Below are 16713 nucleotides of genomic sequence, written 5' to 3' on the forward strand. Positions count from 1 at the left end.
CTGAGCCTCGTGCTTCAGCCCGGTTTGCCGGATTTGGTTTCGGGCCGCATCTTCGCCGGATTGGTCGGGTTGTGGGCGCCTTCTGCGTCCTGCTGGACGTTGTATTTGCTGTGGCTCCCACCCTTGGGCTTGTCGCTGTTGCGATCGGTGGGCGGCCCCTGGTCGCCATGCGGCTGGCTGGTGTCGCCGCCGGTTCGGCGGGTGGTCTCGTCGGCCATTGCATCCTCCTTCCAGATGATGGATGACCGCTCAACCGGTGCGAGGCGGTGAACGTTCCCGGTCGTGATGATAGGCCGGAAGCGTGTGGGTTCATAAGCTGCCGCCCGTCTATGATCGGCCGCTGAACTCTTTCGTACGCATATCAGGGTATGAAGAAAAAGGGGGCATCCACCGCCGTTTGCTGGCAATCCGGAACTGCCGCGCTTGCGTACAACGATCCTCGAGAGGCACCTAAACCGAGGATCGTCCAAAACATGACCGTCGAGCTGACAGATGCGCAGGTGAAGCGACTTGCCACCTTCTCCATCACCGAGGACGATCTCGCCCGGCTGCGGGGCAACCGCGAATTTGCGGAGCGGCGGCTTCCCTCGCTGCTCGACGATTGGCACCGGCATTTCGATGCGTGGCCGGAGATCCAGGCGGCCCTGAAGCAGCCCGACGTGCACGCCGCCCGTTTGGATCACTGGACGCGGGCCGCATCCGGCCGGATCGATGCCGGCTTCGCGGAATCCGCGAAGCGGCTCGCCACGCTGTTCTACAGGAACGGCGTTCCGGCTTACGCGGTGTCGATCTGCCATTACATCGTCAGTTCCAACATTGCCCGCGAGCTTGGCCTGACCGGCGGCGACGATGGTCTGGCGGCCAACCTGTTCGGGGCCGCCGCCCGCCGCACCCGCTCCGCCCAACTGGAGACGTTGAACAAGATCGCGTGGTTCGACATGGAACTGCTTCTCGAGACCTATCGCGAGGCGGAGGAGGAGAGCAAGCGTGCCACGCTCGACCGGCTCGCCGGCACTTTCGAGGACAGTGTGAAAGGCATCGTGGAGGGCACGGTCGCCGCCTCCAACCAGATGCAGGCCCATGCCCAGCGCATGTCGGAAATCGCCACCAGCACCAGCCGCCGCTCTTCCGACGTGGCGTCGGAAACCGAGGTCACCTCGGCCAGCATGCAGACGGTGGCCGCGGCGACCGAGCAACTCTCGATCTCCATCTCCGACATCAGCCGTCACGTCACGGAATCGTCCCGCATCTCCTCCTCCGCCGTCGACGAGGCGGAGCGGACGAAGAGCACCGTCAGCGGGCTGGTCGAGGAGGCCAAGCGCATCGGCGACGTGGTCAAGCTGATCAGCAACATCGCCAGCCAGACCAACCTCCTGGCGCTGAACGCCACCATCGAGGCGGCGCGGGCCGGCGAGGCGGGCAAGGGCTTCGCCGTCGTCGCCAACGAGGTGAAGCACCTCGCCAACCAGACCGCCAAGGCGACGGAGGACATCTCCAGCCAGATCGCCGGGATGCAGAGCGCCGCCGGCAATGCCGCCGAGGCAATCCACGCGGTCGGCCGCACCATCACCCACATCAACGAGATCGTCACCACCGTCGCCGCCACGGTGGAACAGCAGACCGCTGCGACCCAGGAAATCACCCGGAACGTGCAGGAGGTGGCGGTCGGCACCCGCCGGGTCACCGAATCCATCGGTCAGGTGACGCAATCCTCGTCGGAGACCGGCGGCATCGCCCAGGAGGTACTGGCCGCCGCCGGCCTGCTGCACCGGCAGGCGGATGACCTGAACCGCGGCGTCGGCGATTTCCTGACCCGCATCCGCACCGCGCGCTGATCGGCGCACCCGCCGCGCATGGCTGCCGCGCCCGTTCATCTGCTGGACGGGCATGGCCGGCGGCAGGCAGCATGCCTGGGGTGCAAATCATTCGTACAGGTAAGAGTTCGTGGTCGGGACAAGGGACGGGGCGGAAGGGGGCTGGCCGAAGCTCCGCGCGCGGACAATGGCGCAATGGGCGGGGCTGCTCGCCCTGTCGGCCGCGGTGACGTTGGGATTGGAGGCGGTCGGGCTGCCGGCGGCCTGGCTGATCGGGCCGATGATCGGCGCCATCGCGCTGGGTGTCGGCGGGGCGTCCATCCGGGTGCCGCCGTCGGGCTTCACCATGGCGCAGGCGATCATCGGCTGCCTCGTCGCCCACGCCGTCACTTCGTCGATCCTGCTGTCCATCGCGCGGAACTGGCCGCTGATGCTGGGAACCGTCGGGCTGACGGTGGTGGTCAGCGGCATCGTCGGCTGGCTGTTCGTCCGCTACGGCAGCCTGCCCGGCACCACCGCCGCCTGGGGCGTATCGCCGGGCGCCGCCGCCGCCATGGTCGCCATGGCTGGGGAGTACGGGGCCGACGCCCGGCTGGTGGCGGTGATGCAGTATCTGCGCGTGGTTCTGGTGGTGCTCAGCGCCTCGCTGGTCACGCACGCGCTGACCGCCGCCCCGGACGGCGGCGCCCTGCCGGTGGCGCCGGTGGAGGCGCTGGACCTGCGCGGGCTGGCGGCGACGCTGCTGGTCGCCGGGCTGGGCGGCTGGATCGGCCAACGGTTCCGCATCCCCTCCGGCGCGCTCCTGGTGCCGATGGTGCTGGGGGCGCTGGTCCAGGCGGGCGCCGGGGTGACCCTGCAGCTGCCGCATCTGCTGCTGACCGTCACCTACACCGTCATCGGCTGGAGCATCGGCCTGCGCTTCACCCGCGAGGTGCTGCGTCACGCGATGCGCGCCGTGCCGCAGATGCTGCTGTCGACCGGGCTGATGATCGCGCTGTGCAGCCTGTCGGCCTGGGTGCTGGTCACCCTGCTGCCGACCGACCCGCTGACCGCCTTCCTCGCCACCAGCCCGGGCGGGCTCGATTCCGTGGTGGTGATCGCGCTGGGCACTGGGGTCGATCTGCCGCTCGTGCTGGCGCTGCAGACCTTGCGGCTGTTCGTGGTGGTGCTGTCGGGGCCGCCGCTGGCCCGGCTGATCGCCCGTTACGCCTGAAACCTGCGGAGGCCGGTGTCTTCGAGCGCACCCAGCTCGGCTTCGATGGCGGCGGCCAGATCCTCGATGCGATAGGGCTTCGCCAGAACGCGGAAGCCGTCCATGCCGCCGACACCCTCGGCATAGCCGGTGGTCAGCACCACCGGCAAGCCGGAGCGCAGCTTTTGCGCCTCCCGCGCCAGTTCCACGCCGTTGATGGGACCCGGCATCACCACGTCGGTGCAGAGCAGGTCCGCCGCCTCCCCGTTGCGCAGGCGATCCAGCGCCTCGCGCCCGGTCGCGGCATGGGCGACGGCATAGCCCATGTCGGCCAGCGCCGCACTGACCACCGGCGCCACCACCAGATCGTCCTCCACCAGCAGGATGCGGACGCCCTGTCCGGGAGAGGGCATCCGCTCGGCGGCGATGCCGGGCTGGGCGACGTCCTGCTGCGCACGCGGAAGCAGCAGGGTGACGACCGTCCCCTTCCCCGGCCGGCTCTCCACCAACGCCGTGCCGCCCGACTGGCGGGCGAAGCCATAGACCTGCGACAGGCCAAGCCCGGTTCCCTTGCCCACCTCCTTGGTGGTGAAGAAGGGCTCGAAGACCCGGGCGGCGATGTCGGGCGGCATGCCGGTCCCGGTGTCGGACACGCGGACGCGGACGAAGTCGCCCGACAGCCCGTCCGGCGTGCGCTCTTCGAAGGTCACGTTCGCCGCGGAGACGATCAGCCGTCCTCCGCCCGGCATGGCGTCGCGCGCATTGACCGCGAGGTTGAGCACGGCGAGTTCGAACTGGACCGGATCGGCATCGGCCCCCCACAGGCCGGGCGCCAGCTCCATCGACACATGGATGTCGGCGCGCAAGGCGCGTTCCAGCAGGCCGTTCATGCCCAGCAGGCGGTTGCGCAGGTCGAACGGCTCGGGGCGCAGGCTCTGCTTGCGGGCGAAGGCCATCAACTGCTGGACCAGACGCGCGCCACGGTCCACCGCCTGCCGCCCGGCGTCGAGCAACTGCGGAATGCCGGGCTGCCCGCCGGCGCGCCGGCCGATCATCTGCAGACAGCCGGACACCGCCTGCAGCAGGTTGTTGAAGTCATGGGCGATGCCGCCGGTCAACTGCCCGATGGCTTCCATCTTCTGGCTCTGGCGCAGCAGGTCGCGGGCATGCTCCAACTCGGCATCGCGTTCCCGTTCCGCGGTGACGTCGCGCGCGACACAGTAGAGATATCCCTCCGCCGGGACCGCGGTCCAGGACAGCCAGCGATAGCCGCCGTCCTTGCAGCGGAACCGGTTCTCGAACCGCAGCGTGGTCTCGCCCTGCGCCAGCCGCATCAATTCCGCCGCCGTGCGGCTGTGGTCGTCGGGATGCTCCATCCATTGGGTGCGGCGGCCGACAATCTCCTCCTCTTCCCAGCCGAGCGTGCGGGTCCAGGCCGGATTGACACTGAGAATCGCGCCGGTCCGGTCGGCCACGCACAGCAGGTCCTGCGACACCGTCCAGATGCGGTCGCGCTCGCGGGTGCGCTGTGTAACGCGCTCTTCCAGATCGCCGTTTAGGCGGCGAAGCGCGATCTCGGCCCGCTTCAGGTCGGTGATGTCGTGCAGGGTTCCGACCAGCCGGGCAGGCCGGCCATCGGCATCGGATTCGATGCTGGCCCGACGGGCGATCCAGCGCTCCTCCCCGCTGTCGGCGCGGCGGATCCTGTATTCCGCGAACAGTTGCGGCGTCTCGTCGATGCTACGCAAGGTATCGGCCGCCACCCAGAGATCGTCGGCATGAACCAGATCGCGGAACTGCGAAGACGGCGCCGATTTCATGGGCGGCAGACCCCAGAGGGCGAAGAACATGTCCGACCCCTCGATCCGCTCCGTGGCGAGATCCAGTTCGAAGCCCCCGACCTGACCGGCCTCCTGGGTACGGCGAAGGCGGGCTTCGCTCCGTTGCGTCGCCTGCATCGCCTTCACGCGATCCGTCGTCTCGATGACGGTACACAGCACGCCGGCCACCCGTCCGGATTCGTCCGGCACCGGGCTGTAGAACAGGTCGCACCACACCTCCTCCGGCGGGCCGTTGCGCTCCAGCATGAAGAGATGCCCGGTGTGCGTCTGCACCTCTCCCCGGAAGCCCTTTTCCAAAATCCGGCGGTTCCAGTCCCAGATTTCCGGCCATATGCCCGGTACGGTGCCGCCCAGCGCCTGCGGATGCTTGCCGCCGGCGATCAGGGCGTATCCGTCATTGTAGATCATCCGGTGTTCCGGACCCCACATCAGCACCATCGGGATCGGAGAATGGACGATCAGGTCGACGATCGTTCTCAGGCTGCCGGGCCAACTCTCGATAGGTCCGAGGCATGTGTTAGACCAGTCGAAATCGGCAATGAGGGATCCGACGACGCCGTCCCGCAGCGACAAATGTTGTCCGGCGCCGATGTCGCTGGGGGGCAAGGCTTGTCTCCGTCAGGGCGTCCCGATGCGACGTCTTATGTTAGATACGTTTTTCGGCTATTCCGTTCAATCGGCCGCTTGGCTAGGCCGATGGCCTGCCGGGACCCTGCAGAGACGTTGCGCCCCCGTGACCGGTGGACGTATCCTTGTTGCCCTTTCATGCCCGATTCCGGAGTGCCGCGGCAATGACCGACCGTCCCCACCGTCCCGAAACCATCGCTGCCGGCGCCCTGGGCTTCGAGGACGCGGCCAGCGGCGCGGTCATCCCGCCGATCCACCCGTCCACCACCTATGTCCGCGATCCCGACAACGGCTATGGGCGCGGGCGGGTCTATGCCCGCGCCGACAACCCCACCTTCGACATTCCCGCGCGAACGATCACCGAACTGGAAAAGGGCGCCGACACGCTGTTGTTCGCTTCCGGCATGGCGGCGGCGACCGCCGTTTTCCAGGCGTTGGATCCGGGCGATCATGTGCTGGTGCCCGACGTCATGTACTGGGCTTTCCGCAACTGGGTGCACGGCCCCGCCACCCGCTGGGGACTGAAGGTCGAGGGGGTGGACACCAGCGACACCGACGCGGTGCGTGCCGCGCTCCGTCCCGGCCAGACGCGGCTGGTCTGGGTGGAGACGCCGGCCAACCCGCTGTGGACCGTCACCGACATCGCCGCCGTCGCCGAACTGGCGCACGAGGCCGGGGCCTGGCTGGCGGTGGACAGCACGGTCGCCACGCCGGTGCTGACCCGGCCGATCGAGCTGGGCGCCGACATCGTCATGCATTCGGCGACCAAATACCTGAACGGCCATTCGGACGTCGTCGCCGGCACCCTGACCGCCGCCCGCAAGGACGAGTTCTGGGGCCGCATCAAGGCGGTGCAGACCCAGCAGGGCGGCATTCTCGGCAGCTTCGAGGCGTGGCTTCTGCAGCGCGGCCTGCGCACCCTGTTCGCCCGCGTCCGCTGGCAGAGCGCCGCCGCCATGACCCTGGCGGAGCGGCTGACCGCCCATCCGCGGGTGGCGGAGGTGCTCTATCCCGGCCTGCCCGGCTTCCACGGTCACGGCATCGCCTCCCGCCAGATGACCGGCGGCTATGGCGGCATGCTGTCGATCCGGGTGAAGGGCGGCACCCAGGCCGCCATCGACACCGCCGCCCGCGTCGGCATCTGGCGCCGCGCCACCTCGCTCGGCGGCGTCGAGAGCCTGATCGAGCATCGCGCCAGCATCGAAGGCCCGACCTCCCCGGTGCCGGGCGACCTGCTGCGCCTGTCGGTCGGCCTGGAGTCGCCCGACGACCTTTACGACGACCTGGATCAGGCGCTCGGCCGGGCATTCAGCCAGGGCTGAGCGGCGGGACAAATCGACGCGGCACCGGCGGCATGCGCTTTTACGAGTACCCCCAACGCGGATAGGGCTTGACAGTGAGAATGATTCGCGACGTTATTCGCTGAGAATAAGTCGCACTTGCTGTCATTACCGACCACCGACGTTCGAGGAGACCTCCATGTCGAAGCGCGCCGCCGGCTTCGCCGCCGTAGCCGTCGTTGCCCTGCTGCCGTTCGCCGCCCAGGCGGCCGGACCGGCCTACAAGGACGTGGCGAAGAATTACGCCGACATCGCCCATGCCGCCTATCAGGACGCCACCAACGGCGCAAAGGCGCTGAAGAAGGCGGTGGAGGCCCTGGTCGCCAACCCGACCGAGGATAATCTGGCGAAGGCGCGCGAGGCCTGGAAGGCCGCCCGTGTTCCGTACATGCAGACGGAAGCCTTCCGCTTCGGCAACCCGATCGTCGACGAGTGGGAAGGCAAGGTGAATGCTTGGCCGCTGGACGAGGGCCTGATCGACTATGTCGACGAGGGCTATGCCGGCGGCGAGAGCAACCCCTACGCCAAGGCGAACGTCATCGCCAACCCGAAGATCACGGCCGGCGGCAAGACCATCGACGCCACCAAGATCACCAAGGAACTGCTGGCCGACAAGCTGCACGAGGCCGGCAAGGTCGAGGCGAACGTCGCCACCGGCTATCACGCCATCGAATTCCTGCTGTGGGGCCAGGACCTGCACGGCACCGGTCCGGGCGCGGGCGAGCGCAAGGCCACCGATTATGCCAAGGGCAAGGACTGCACCAACGGCCACTGCGACCGCCGTGCGCAGTACCTGAAGGTCGCCACCCAGATGCTGGTCGACGACCTGTCCGAGATGACGGCCGATTGGGCCGCCAAGGGCAAGGCCCGCGTCTCCATCGCCAAGGCGCCGGAGGGCGAGGGCGTCGCCCGCATGCTGACCGGCCTCGGCTCGCTGAGCTACGGCGAACTGGCCGGCGAGCGCATGAAGCTCGGCCTGATGCTGCACGACCCGGAGGAGGAGCATGACTGCTTCTCCGACAACACCCACAACTCGCACTATTACGACGAAGTCGGCATGGTGAACGTCTACAACGGCAGCTACAAGCGCACCGACGGCAAGACCGTGTCGGGCGCCTCGCTGTCGCAGCTGGTCGCCGCCAAGTCCGCCGACGCCGACGCCGCGGTGAAGGCCGCCATGGGCAACACCATGAAGGCGATGCAGGCGATCAAGGACACCGCCGACAGCGGCAAGATGGCCTACGACCAGATGATCGCCGCCGACAACGACGAGGGCAACAAGCTGGTCGCCACCGCCGTCGACCGTCTGGTCGACCAGAAGAAGGCGCTGGAAGGCGCGGTCTCCGCGCTGGGCGTCTCGGTCAGCGTCCAGGGGTCCGACAGCCTCGACGACCCGTCGAAGGTCGGCAAGTAAGCCTAAACCGCTAAGTACGCCTATCCCGGCTCCGGTCCCGCGCCGTCCCGCGCATGACCGAACCACCCGCGCTTCCCTTCCGGGCCGATCCGGCGGGGGACGGAAGCGGGACCGGAGCCGATTTTTTCTGCCTGAAGTTTTCCGGACCGCCGTCATGCCGCATCGTCTCGCCGTTCCGCTGTCCCGCCGCGCCCTCCTGCGTGCCGGAGGTGCCGCCGTCGCGGCGACGGCGCTCGGCGGAACCGGTCTTGCGGCTCCCGATGCCGGCGCGCTGAAGCCCGGCCTTGCCGGCCCGGCCCCCGTCTCGTCGGCCGGCGATCTGGTCGAGGTCGAGCTGGTCGCCAGACAGCGGATGCAGCGCATCCTGCCCAAACCGGCCGAGCCGTCGCCGCTCATCACCTATGCCGACCAATTCCCCGGCCCGATCATCCGCATGCGCAAGGGCCAGCGGCTGCGCGCCACCCTGGTGAACGAGCTGGACGAGCACACCTCGGTCCATTGGCACGGTATCCGCCTGCCGAACCTGGAAGACGGCGTGCCCTATCTGACCCAGCCGCCGACCAAGCCGGGCGAGCGCCATGTCTACGAGTTCACCCCGCCGGATGCCGGGTCCTTCTTCTTCCATCCCCATTGCAACACGGTGGAACTGCTGGGCCGCGGCCTTGCCGGCGTCCTGATCGTCGAGGAGCCGGACGCGCCGGAATTCGACGCCGACCTCGTCTGTCTGATCAAGGACTGGCATTTGGACAAGACCGGCAAGTTCGGCGCCTTCCTCACCGACCGCGGCGCCTCGCGCGCCGGCACCTTCGGCAGCGTGTCCACCATCAACGGCGCCATCGATCCGGTGATCGAGGTTCCCACCAACGGCGACATCCGCGCCCGCCTCTACAACATCGACAACACCCGCGTCGTCGACCTGCGGGTGGAGGGGGCGGAGGCCTGGATCATCGCCGTCGACGGCAACCCGCTGCCACCCCGCCCGCTGGACGGCTGGCCGATGGGGCCGGCGATGCGCATCGACGTGCTGTTCCGGGCGCCTGCCAAGGCTGGCCAGACCCTGCGGCTGACCAACGTCTATTCGGCCGAGCCGCGGCCGCTCGCCACCTTCCGCGCCGTCGGGCCCGCCCGGCCGAACAAGCGCTTCAAGCCGCGCGCCCTGCCCGCCTCCGCCATTCCGGAGCCGGACCTGAAGGACGCGCCGATCATCCCGATGGCCTTCTCCGCCACTGCGGTGGCGCAGAGCTTCGCCCCGGATGTGCTGGCCGGCCTGCCCTATGCCGACGCGCTGTGCCTGTCGGCGAAGACCTTCTGGGCGATCAACCAGCAGAGCTGGCCGGAGGGCGGGCACGAGCACCTGCCGCCGCCGCTGGTCACGCTGGAGAAGGGCCGCAGCTATATCTTCGAGCTGGCCAACCTGACGCCGCACCTGCACCCGATTCACATCCACGGCTACACCTTCAAGGTGCTGTCCTCCGACGGCCGCAAGGTGGTGCCCCACCATGCCGACACGGTCCTGCTGGAACCGAAGGAACGGCTGCGCGTGGCGATCAAGGCCGACAATCCGGGCGACTGGATGTTCCACTGCCACATCATCGAACACCAGGACACCGGCATGATGGGATACATCCGCGTTGCTTGAATCACGACTTACGCACTTGAAATCCCCTCTCCCCCCCGGGGAGAGGGTCAGGGTGAGGAGGCAGCATGGGCGCCAGCCCATGCCAGGGGATTGCCAAGGGGCAGAATGCCCCTTGGCGGCGCGCAACAGCGCGCCGGCCCCCTCACCCTTCCCACCGCTTCGCGGCGGGCCCCTTCCCTCTCCCCGGGGGGGAGAGGGTATGTCGCTTCGCGTCGCCCTGACTGCCCTGCTCCTCCTCTTCGCCCCCACCGCCCAGGCCGCCGACAGCCTCGACAACCGCATCGGCGAGGCGCTGTTCCGCCGCATGTGGGTGGCGGCGCCCACCGCGACACAGGCGGCGGACGGCCTGGGGCCGCTCTACAATGCCCGCTCCTGCGCCACCTGCCATCCGCGCGCCGGCGGCGGCCGGCCGCCCGATCCGGCGGTGGAAGGCGACCAGGGCGTGGGCTATGCGATCAAGCTGAACAGCGATCCGGTCTATGGCCGGCAGATCCAGTCCAATGCCACCCTCGGACAGGTGATCGAAGGCCGCCCCCGCGTCACCTACCGCGAGGAGGAGGTGCGCTTTCCCGATGGCGAGACCATCCGCCTGCGCCACCCGACGCCGGTCGTCGAGGATCTCGGCTATGGCCCGCTGGCCGTGGCGACGGTGATGTCCGCCCGCGTGCCGCCGCGCGTCCACGGCATGGGCCTGCTGGACCGCATCCCGGCCGAGGCCATCGAGGCCGAGGCGCAACGGCAGCAAGCGTCCGGCGGTCCCGTCTCCGGGCGGGTGAACCATGTGACGGTGGACGGCAAGCGTCAGGTCGGCCGGTTCGGCTGGAAGGCGATGCACCCCACCCTGGACCATCAGGATGCGGAGGCCTTCAGCCTCGACATCGGCATGTCGACGCCGGCCTATCGCGAGCCCTGGGGCGACTGCACCCTGGCGCAGACCGCCTGCCGCGAGGCGCCCCACGGCGATTCCAAGCAGTTCGAGGGACTGGAAATCCCCAGCACGGTCATCGGCCTTATCGACGGCTACCTGCGCGATCTGCCGCCCGACGGCAGTCTGGAGGCGCCGAAGGACAAGGCGGGGACCACGCTGTTTGCCGACACCGGCTGTGCCGCCTGCCACCGTCCATCCTGGCGCACGGCGGAGGACCCCGATCATCCGACCCTTTCCAACCGCGAGATCTTCCCGCACAGCGACATGCTTCTCCACGACCTCGGCCCGGCGTTGGGGGACGAGTTGCCGATGGGTGAGGCGCGCGGGTCGGACTGGCGCACCACGCCGCTGTGGGGTTTGAACCGGCTGGCGGCCAAGGACGGGCAGCTGTCGCTCCTGCATGACGGGCGCGCCCGCAGCGTCACCGAGGCGATCCTGTGGCATGGCGGTGAGGCGGAGAGGGCGAAGGACCGCTTCATGTCGCTACCGGGCGAAGAGCGGAAACGGCTGGTGCGTTACGTGCTGGGTTTGTAAAGGAAGGGCGGGGGCTTCGATCCACACCAACGGCAGAATCAACGGCAGAAGGGATTTGATCGTATGCGACGCCGCATAGTGCTTGGACTGATGTCGGCCGCCGCCGCCGTGGCGGCTCTGCTGCCGCGGACGCCGGCCTTCGCCGCCCGCCAGTCCGACAAGGACGCCGCCTTCCTGGGCGGCATGGTCCGCACCCATGCCCTGCCGCGCTTCGACGCGCTGGTTGCCGCCGCCAATGCATATGTCGACACGCTCGACCGTTTCGCCGCCGGCCCCACCGCTGCCGGTTTGGAGGAGGCGCGCACGGCCCATACCAAGGTCACCGATGCCTGGGCGTCCGTGCAGCATCTGCGGCCGGGTCCCCTCACCATGAACCTGCGGGCCGACCGCATGTCCTTCTGGCCGGAGCGGCCGGGCGTGGTCCAGCGCCAGATCGGCCAGATCCTGCGCGACCATGACCCCAAGCTGCTGCAGCCGGGCGCGCTCGCCCGCCAGAGCGCGGCGGTTCAGGGGCTGACCGTGCTGGAACGGCTGCTGTTCGACGAGGGCGTCACCGCCGACAATTTCACCGGCAGCGACGCCAAGAAATACCGCGGGCAGCTGGCCGTCGCCGCCGCCCGCAACATCGCCGCCATCGCGACCGAAGCGCGCGACGGCTGGAAGGAATTGGAGGCGCCGCTCGCCGCCGGACAGCCGACCGTTCTCGGCCCGACCGCCTCGGAAGCGGTCAACACGCTCTATTCCGCCGCCATCACCGCCATGCAGGTGGTGATCGACCAGAAGCTGATGGCGCCGCTCGGCGGCAGCATCGAGGACGCCAAGCCGTTGGTGGTGGAGGCGCTGCGCAGCGGCCGGTCGCTCCGCAACATCGCGCTGAATCTGGAAGGGCTGCGCGCCCTGCTGATGGGCGAGCATGGCGGGCCGGGCTTCGTCTCGCTGCTGCCGGCCAACGACGACGGCGCAACCGCCAAGCAGGCGATCGACGAGAGCTTCGCCGCCGCCATCGGCGCGGTGGAAGCGATCCCCGGCCCGCTCGACAAGGCGGTGACCGACCCCGCCGCCCGCAAGAAGACCGAAAGCGCGCTGCGGCTGGTCAAGGCGGCGCGGGTGGAGATGCTGGGCACATTGGCCCCGCTGCTGGACATCACGCTGGGCTTCAACGAACTGGACGGAGACTGACCATGGCGATGGACCGCAGGAACATCCTGGGCATGGTCGCCGGGCCGGTTTTCGGTGGGCGCGCCATCGGCGGGCGCATCGTCGGCGGGCTGCTGGCCGTGCTGACCGGCAAGGCCCATGCGGCGGATGCGGGCACGCTCTACCTCAACGCCTACGCCACCGCCGGGGCGGAGCCGAGCTTCGGCGTCGCGGCGCTGGACCGCAGCGGCAAGGTGCTGTTCACCACCGCCACGCCCGGCCGCGCCCACGCCATCATGCCGCGTCCGGGTGCGGCCGAAGCTGTCGTCTTTGCCCGCCGCCCCGGTCGCTGGTTCCAGACCCTGTCGCTGGCCGACGGCACCCCCGGCCCGGTGGTGCGGGCGCCCGACGACCGCCGCTTCACCGGCCATGGCGACTATTCCGCCGATGGCCGCATCCTCTATGTCGCCGAGGACGACGTCCCGCGCGAGGAGGGCGCCATCGGCGTCTATGACGCCACCGACGGCTATCGCCGGATCGGCGTCATCCCGACCCATGGGCTCGGTCCGCACGAGTTGATCCTGATGCGCGACGGCACGACGCTGACGGTCGCCAATGGCGGCGTCATCACCCACCCCGACACCGGCCGGGCCAAGCTGAACCTCGACAGCATGGACAGCTCGCTGACCTATGTGGAGGCGGCGACCGGCAAGCTGCTCGACAAGGTCCGCCTGCCGGAGGAGCATGCCAATCTCGGCATCCGGCACATCGCCCTGCTGGACGACGGCGGGGTTGCCTTCGGCGTGCAGGACGAGCGTCCCATCGGCATGCTGCAGCCTCTGACCGGCGCTCATCGTCCCGGCAGCGGCGCCGTTCGCCTGTTCGACGCGCCGGAGGATGTGCTGTCGCGCATGCAGGGCTACATCGGCAGCGTCGCGTCAGACGGCAGGACGGTGGCCGCCAGTTCGCCGATGGGCGGAGTCATCGGGCTTTGGAACGCGGCGGACGGGGCGTGGCTGGGCTCCACCGCACTGGCCGACGGCTGCGGCCTGGCTCCGAACGGCGAGGGCTATCTGGCGACCAGCGGGCTGGGCGTGATCGAGCCGGTGTCCGTCAGCGCCGAAGCGGGACCGGAGCGCAAGGCGCCGGCCTTTCGCTGGGACAACCACCTGACGCGGCGGGTGGCGTGAAGGGCTGAGTTAGACCCCCACCGATCCTCCCCCGCTGGGCGGGGGAGGGACTGCCGCTGCCTTTCCGAACAAGCACGTGCCCCCTTCCCCGCCCAGCTCTCACACAGATCTTCGCTTTGTACTGACGCGACAGGCGGACCGGAGGTCCGCTGAGAGCGGGAGTACCAAACTCAACATGCAAGGGTTGAGGAGGGGGCGCCTGCAACCACACACCCCTTGAAAACCTTGAACCGTTCCGCATGCGTTCCCATATCTGGGAGGTTCCGAAACAACGGAGTCTCCCAGATCAGCGCCGCCCCGTCCGGGCGCGGCCGGAGGACGTCATGCCCTATTTCCCGACGATTGAACTGACCCCGCAGGTGAAGATGCTGCTGGCGCGCGGGGCGCTGACGCTGAACCCCGGCCAGTGGGTGCGGGGCGAGAAGGGGCGCGGGCGGTTCCTGCGCACCGATCCGCGCACCGGGACCACCTATGTCAGCTGGCTGCGGCCGGGCGACGATTGGGAAACCGCGTCTCAGCGCTTCCATCGCGCCTGCCGCAAGGGCTACATCGGCAAGTATCGCGGCCTGTACGAGTTCGACAAGGCCAACCGCGCCGCCGAGATCCCGCCCCGGCGCAAGAAGCTCCCGACGCCCGTCCAGATGCCACTGTTCGGCTACAAGGCGAAGGATGCCGTCCACGCCTGACCGAGGCTGAGCCCGCCATCGTTGGCGGGCGCCAGCCGCGGCAGCAATGCCTCCACCCCGGCGACGCGGAAGCCGGCGACCAGTTCCTCCGCCAGCACCGCGTTCATCAGGCAGCCGCCGGACAGCACCACGCGGCCCAGGTCATGGGCACGCAACGCCGGCAACGTCCAGTCGACCAATGCCGCCGCCAGTGTGCCGTGGAACAGGTCCGCTCCCTCCGCCGCGTCCGCAACGGTCAGCAGGCGGTCCAGCAGCGGCGTCAGGTCCAGTTCGCCTCCCTCTATCCGCCAAGCGCCCTCGGCCACACGAGGCCGGCGCACAAGCGATTCCAGCGCCATCGGCGCCTCGCCCTCGAACCCCGCCACGGCGCGGACGCCCAGCAAGCCGCAGGCGGCGTCGAACCAGCGCCCGCAGGAACTGGTCGCCGGCGCGTTGATGCCGCGTTCGATCATCCGCCGCACGCCTTCGGCCGGGCCATGGTCGCCGAAACGGGAAACGATCTCGTCGGCGCGGCCCATGCGGACCAGAGCCGCGGCGGCCATCCGCCAGGGCTGGCGTGCGGCCACATCGCCGCCGGGCTGGGCGAGCGGAGCGAGGCTGCCGAGCCGCTCGGCCCGCAGCCCGTCGACCAGCAGCATCTCGCCCCCCCAGGACCCGCCGCCCTCTCCCAGCCCGAAACCGTCGAGCGCAAGGCCCAGCGCCGGCCCGTCGATGCGGTGTTCGACCATGACGGCGGCGACATGAGCATGGTGGTGCTGGACGGCGACGGCGGGCAGGCCGGTCGCCTCGGCGAAGCGGGTGGACTGGAAATCCGGGTGCTTGTCATGGGCGACCGCCACCGGCTCCACGCCCAGGATGTGCAGCAGATGGGCGACCGTCTCCTCCAGGAAGCCCAGCGTCGCGGCATTGTCGAGGTCGCCGATGTGCTGGGACAGGAAGGCCTCGTCGCCGCGGGTTACGCAGACCGTCGCCTTCAGATGACCACCGACCGCCAGGATCGGCGGCACGGGGCGGGCAAGCCGGATCGGCTCCGGTACATGGCCGCGGCCACGGCGCAGGAAGGCGGGCGCGCCGGCCAGCTTGCGCACCACACTGTCGTCGGCGCGGATGACGATGTCGCGGTCATGATCGACGATCAGGTCGGCGATGCCGTCCAATCTCTGCCGCGCCTCCCCGTTGCCGATGGCCAGCGGTTCGCCGCCGGGATTGGCGGAGGTCATGACCAGCGTCAGATCCTGCGGCTCGCCCAGCCAGCCGGTGCCGTTCGGCCGCCCGGCCGCCTCGTGGAACAGCAGGTAATGCAGCGGCGTGTAGGGCAGCATCACGCCCAGCCATGCCAGGCCGGGGGCGATGTCGGGCGCCAGTTCCGGCGCGTCGTCCGGCCGCCGCAGCAGGACGATGGGGCGCGCCACCCCCTTCAGCACTGCGCGTTCGTCGGCATCCATGCGGACATGGCGGGCGGCGGACTCCGCATTGGCGACCATCAGGGCAAAGGGCTTGCCGTTGCGCTGCTTGACCCGGCGCAGCCGCTCCACCGCGTCAGCCCGCGTGGCGTCGCAGGCAAGATGGAAACCGCCCAGCCCCTTGATGGCAACGATCTTGCCATCCCGCAGGGCGGCGAGGATGTCCTCCGGCGGGTGCGACAGCCGGGGACCGCAGGTCGGGCACGCCGTCGGCTGGGCATGGAACCGGCGGTCGGCCGGATCCTGGTACTCCGCCAAGCAGTCCGGGCAGAGCGGGAAGCCGGCCATCGCGGTCTGCGGCCGGTCATAGGGGAGTTGCCGCGTAATGGTGTAGCGCGGGCCGCAATGGGTGCAGTTCAGGAAGGCGTAGCGATAGCGGCGATCGCCCGGGTCGAACAACTCGGCGAGGCAGGCCGGGCAAACCGTGGCGTCCGGCCCGATGCCGGTTGCGACGGCGCCTGCGGACTCGCTGTGGTGGATGGTGAAGGAGCCCTCGCCGGGGACGCAGGCGACGGTCTCGCAATCCACGGTGTCGATGCGGGCCAGCGGCGGCGCCTCCGCCGTCAGGGCGGTGACGAGGTCGGCGGTGGCGGTGCCCTGCACTTCCAACAGCACACCCTGCGGGTCGTTCAGAACCCAACCGGTCAGGTCGAACCGCCGGGCAAGCGCATGCACATGCGGGCGGAATCCCACTCCCTGCACCCGTCCACGCACGCGGATGCGCAGCCGGCTCACGACACCAGTCATCGGCTTTCCCAATTGGCTTTCGGCTGCGCCGACCCCCCTCATCCTAACCTTCTCCCCGCCTTTCGGCGAAGCTTGGTTTCGCCTGTCGGCGGCGCCAGCAAGCTGACGCCGGGGGGAGAAGGGATTTCGCAACAATCAGTGGCCGTCCCGGTTAACAGGGG

Annotated in this window: 12 protein-coding genes; 9 read left to right on the forward strand and 3 right to left on the reverse strand. The window is 69.3% G+C overall.

The genetic code is table 11. From position 1 onward, the window contains the following. Positions 1-14: 14 nt before the first annotated feature. Entirely contained in the window at positions 15-218 is a 204-nt protein-coding gene (locus tag B9N97_RS09030) for a hypothetical protein (protein ID WP_085085542.1), read from the reverse strand. A 255-nt stretch (positions 219-473) separates the two neighbouring features. On the opposite strand from B9N97_RS09030, the gene B9N97_RS09035 reads away from it, so the two are divergent. Both B9N97_RS09035 and B9N97_RS09040 read left to right on the forward strand, forming a co-directional pair. Continuing rightward, positions 474-1835 carry a globin-coupled sensor protein gene (locus B9N97_RS09035; protein WP_085085544.1) on the forward strand — a complete coding sequence of 454 codons (1362 nt, stop codon included), beginning with the start codon at positions 474-476 and terminating at the stop codon, positions 1833-1835. Positions 1836-1944: 109 nt separating this feature from the next. Then, positions 1945-3027, forward strand: coding sequence for an AbrB family transcriptional regulator (locus B9N97_RS09040; RefSeq protein ID WP_244560629.1), 1083 nt, complete (start codon positions 1945-1947; stop codon positions 3025-3027). On the opposite strand, the gene B9N97_RS09045 is transcribed toward B9N97_RS09040, so the two are convergent. Beyond that, positions 3018-5453 (reverse strand): PAS domain S-box protein, encoded by a 2436-nt coding sequence (locus B9N97_RS09045; RefSeq protein WP_085085548.1) that lies wholly within the window; start codon positions 5451-5453, stop codon positions 3018-3020. The genes B9N97_RS09040 and B9N97_RS09045 overlap by 10 nt on opposite strands. A gap of 185 nt (positions 5454-5638) precedes the next feature. Here B9N97_RS09045 and B9N97_RS09050 point away from each other — a divergent pair, with 185 nt between their 5' ends. The 7 genes from B9N97_RS09050 to B9N97_RS09080 all read left to right on the forward strand — a co-directional run bounded on the left by B9N97_RS09050 (position 5639) and on the right by B9N97_RS09080 (position 14342). Beyond that, positions 5639-6796: a trans-sulfuration enzyme family protein gene (locus B9N97_RS09050; RefSeq protein ID WP_085085550.1), complete on the forward strand. Its 1158-nt coding sequence runs from the start codon at positions 5639-5641 to the stop codon at positions 6794-6796. 157 nt (positions 6797-6953) lie between these two features. Beyond that, positions 6954-8228: an imelysin family protein gene (locus tag B9N97_RS09055; protein ID WP_085085552.1), complete on the forward strand. Its 1275-nt coding sequence runs from the start codon at positions 6954-6956 to the stop codon at positions 8226-8228. A gap of 154 nt (positions 8229-8382) precedes the next feature. Beyond that, the gene (locus tag B9N97_RS09060; protein ID WP_085085554.1) at positions 8383-9867 is read left to right on the forward strand and encodes a multicopper oxidase family protein; all 1485 of its coding nucleotides are present in this window, start codon (positions 8383-8385) and stop codon (positions 9865-9867) included. Between the two features lie 199 nt (positions 9868-10066). Beyond that, positions 10067-11329 carry a di-heme oxidoredictase family protein gene (locus B9N97_RS09065; protein WP_244560630.1) on the forward strand — a complete coding sequence of 421 codons (1263 nt, stop codon included), beginning with the start codon at positions 10067-10069 and terminating at the stop codon, positions 11327-11329. 63 nt (positions 11330-11392) lie between these two features. Then, entirely contained in the window at positions 11393-12508 is a 1116-nt protein-coding gene (locus B9N97_RS09070) for an imelysin family protein (RefSeq protein WP_085085558.1), read from the forward strand. 2 nt (positions 12509-12510) lie between these two features. Continuing rightward, entirely contained in the window at positions 12511-13656 is a 1146-nt protein-coding gene (locus B9N97_RS09075) for a DUF1513 domain-containing protein (RefSeq protein WP_244560631.1), read from the forward strand. A gap of 323 nt (positions 13657-13979) precedes the next feature. Further along, positions 13980-14342 carry a hypothetical protein gene (locus B9N97_RS09080; RefSeq protein ID WP_085085560.1) on the forward strand — a complete coding sequence of 121 codons (363 nt, stop codon included), beginning with the start codon at positions 13980-13982 and terminating at the stop codon, positions 14340-14342. On the opposite strand, the gene hypF is transcribed toward B9N97_RS09080, so the two are convergent. Continuing rightward, on the reverse strand, positions 14312-16552 hold the full coding sequence (hypF, locus tag B9N97_RS09085; RefSeq protein WP_085085562.1) for a carbamoyltransferase HypF: 2241 nt from the start codon (positions 16550-16552) through the stop codon (positions 14312-14314). The two genes, B9N97_RS09080 and hypF, sit on opposite strands and share 31 nt — an antisense overlap. Between the last annotated feature and the right edge of the window lie 161 nt (positions 16553-16713).

The organism is Azospirillum oryzae (assembly GCF_900177515.1).
Lineage (GTDB): Bacteria > Pseudomonadota > Alphaproteobacteria > Azospirillales > Azospirillaceae > Azospirillum > Azospirillum oryzae_A.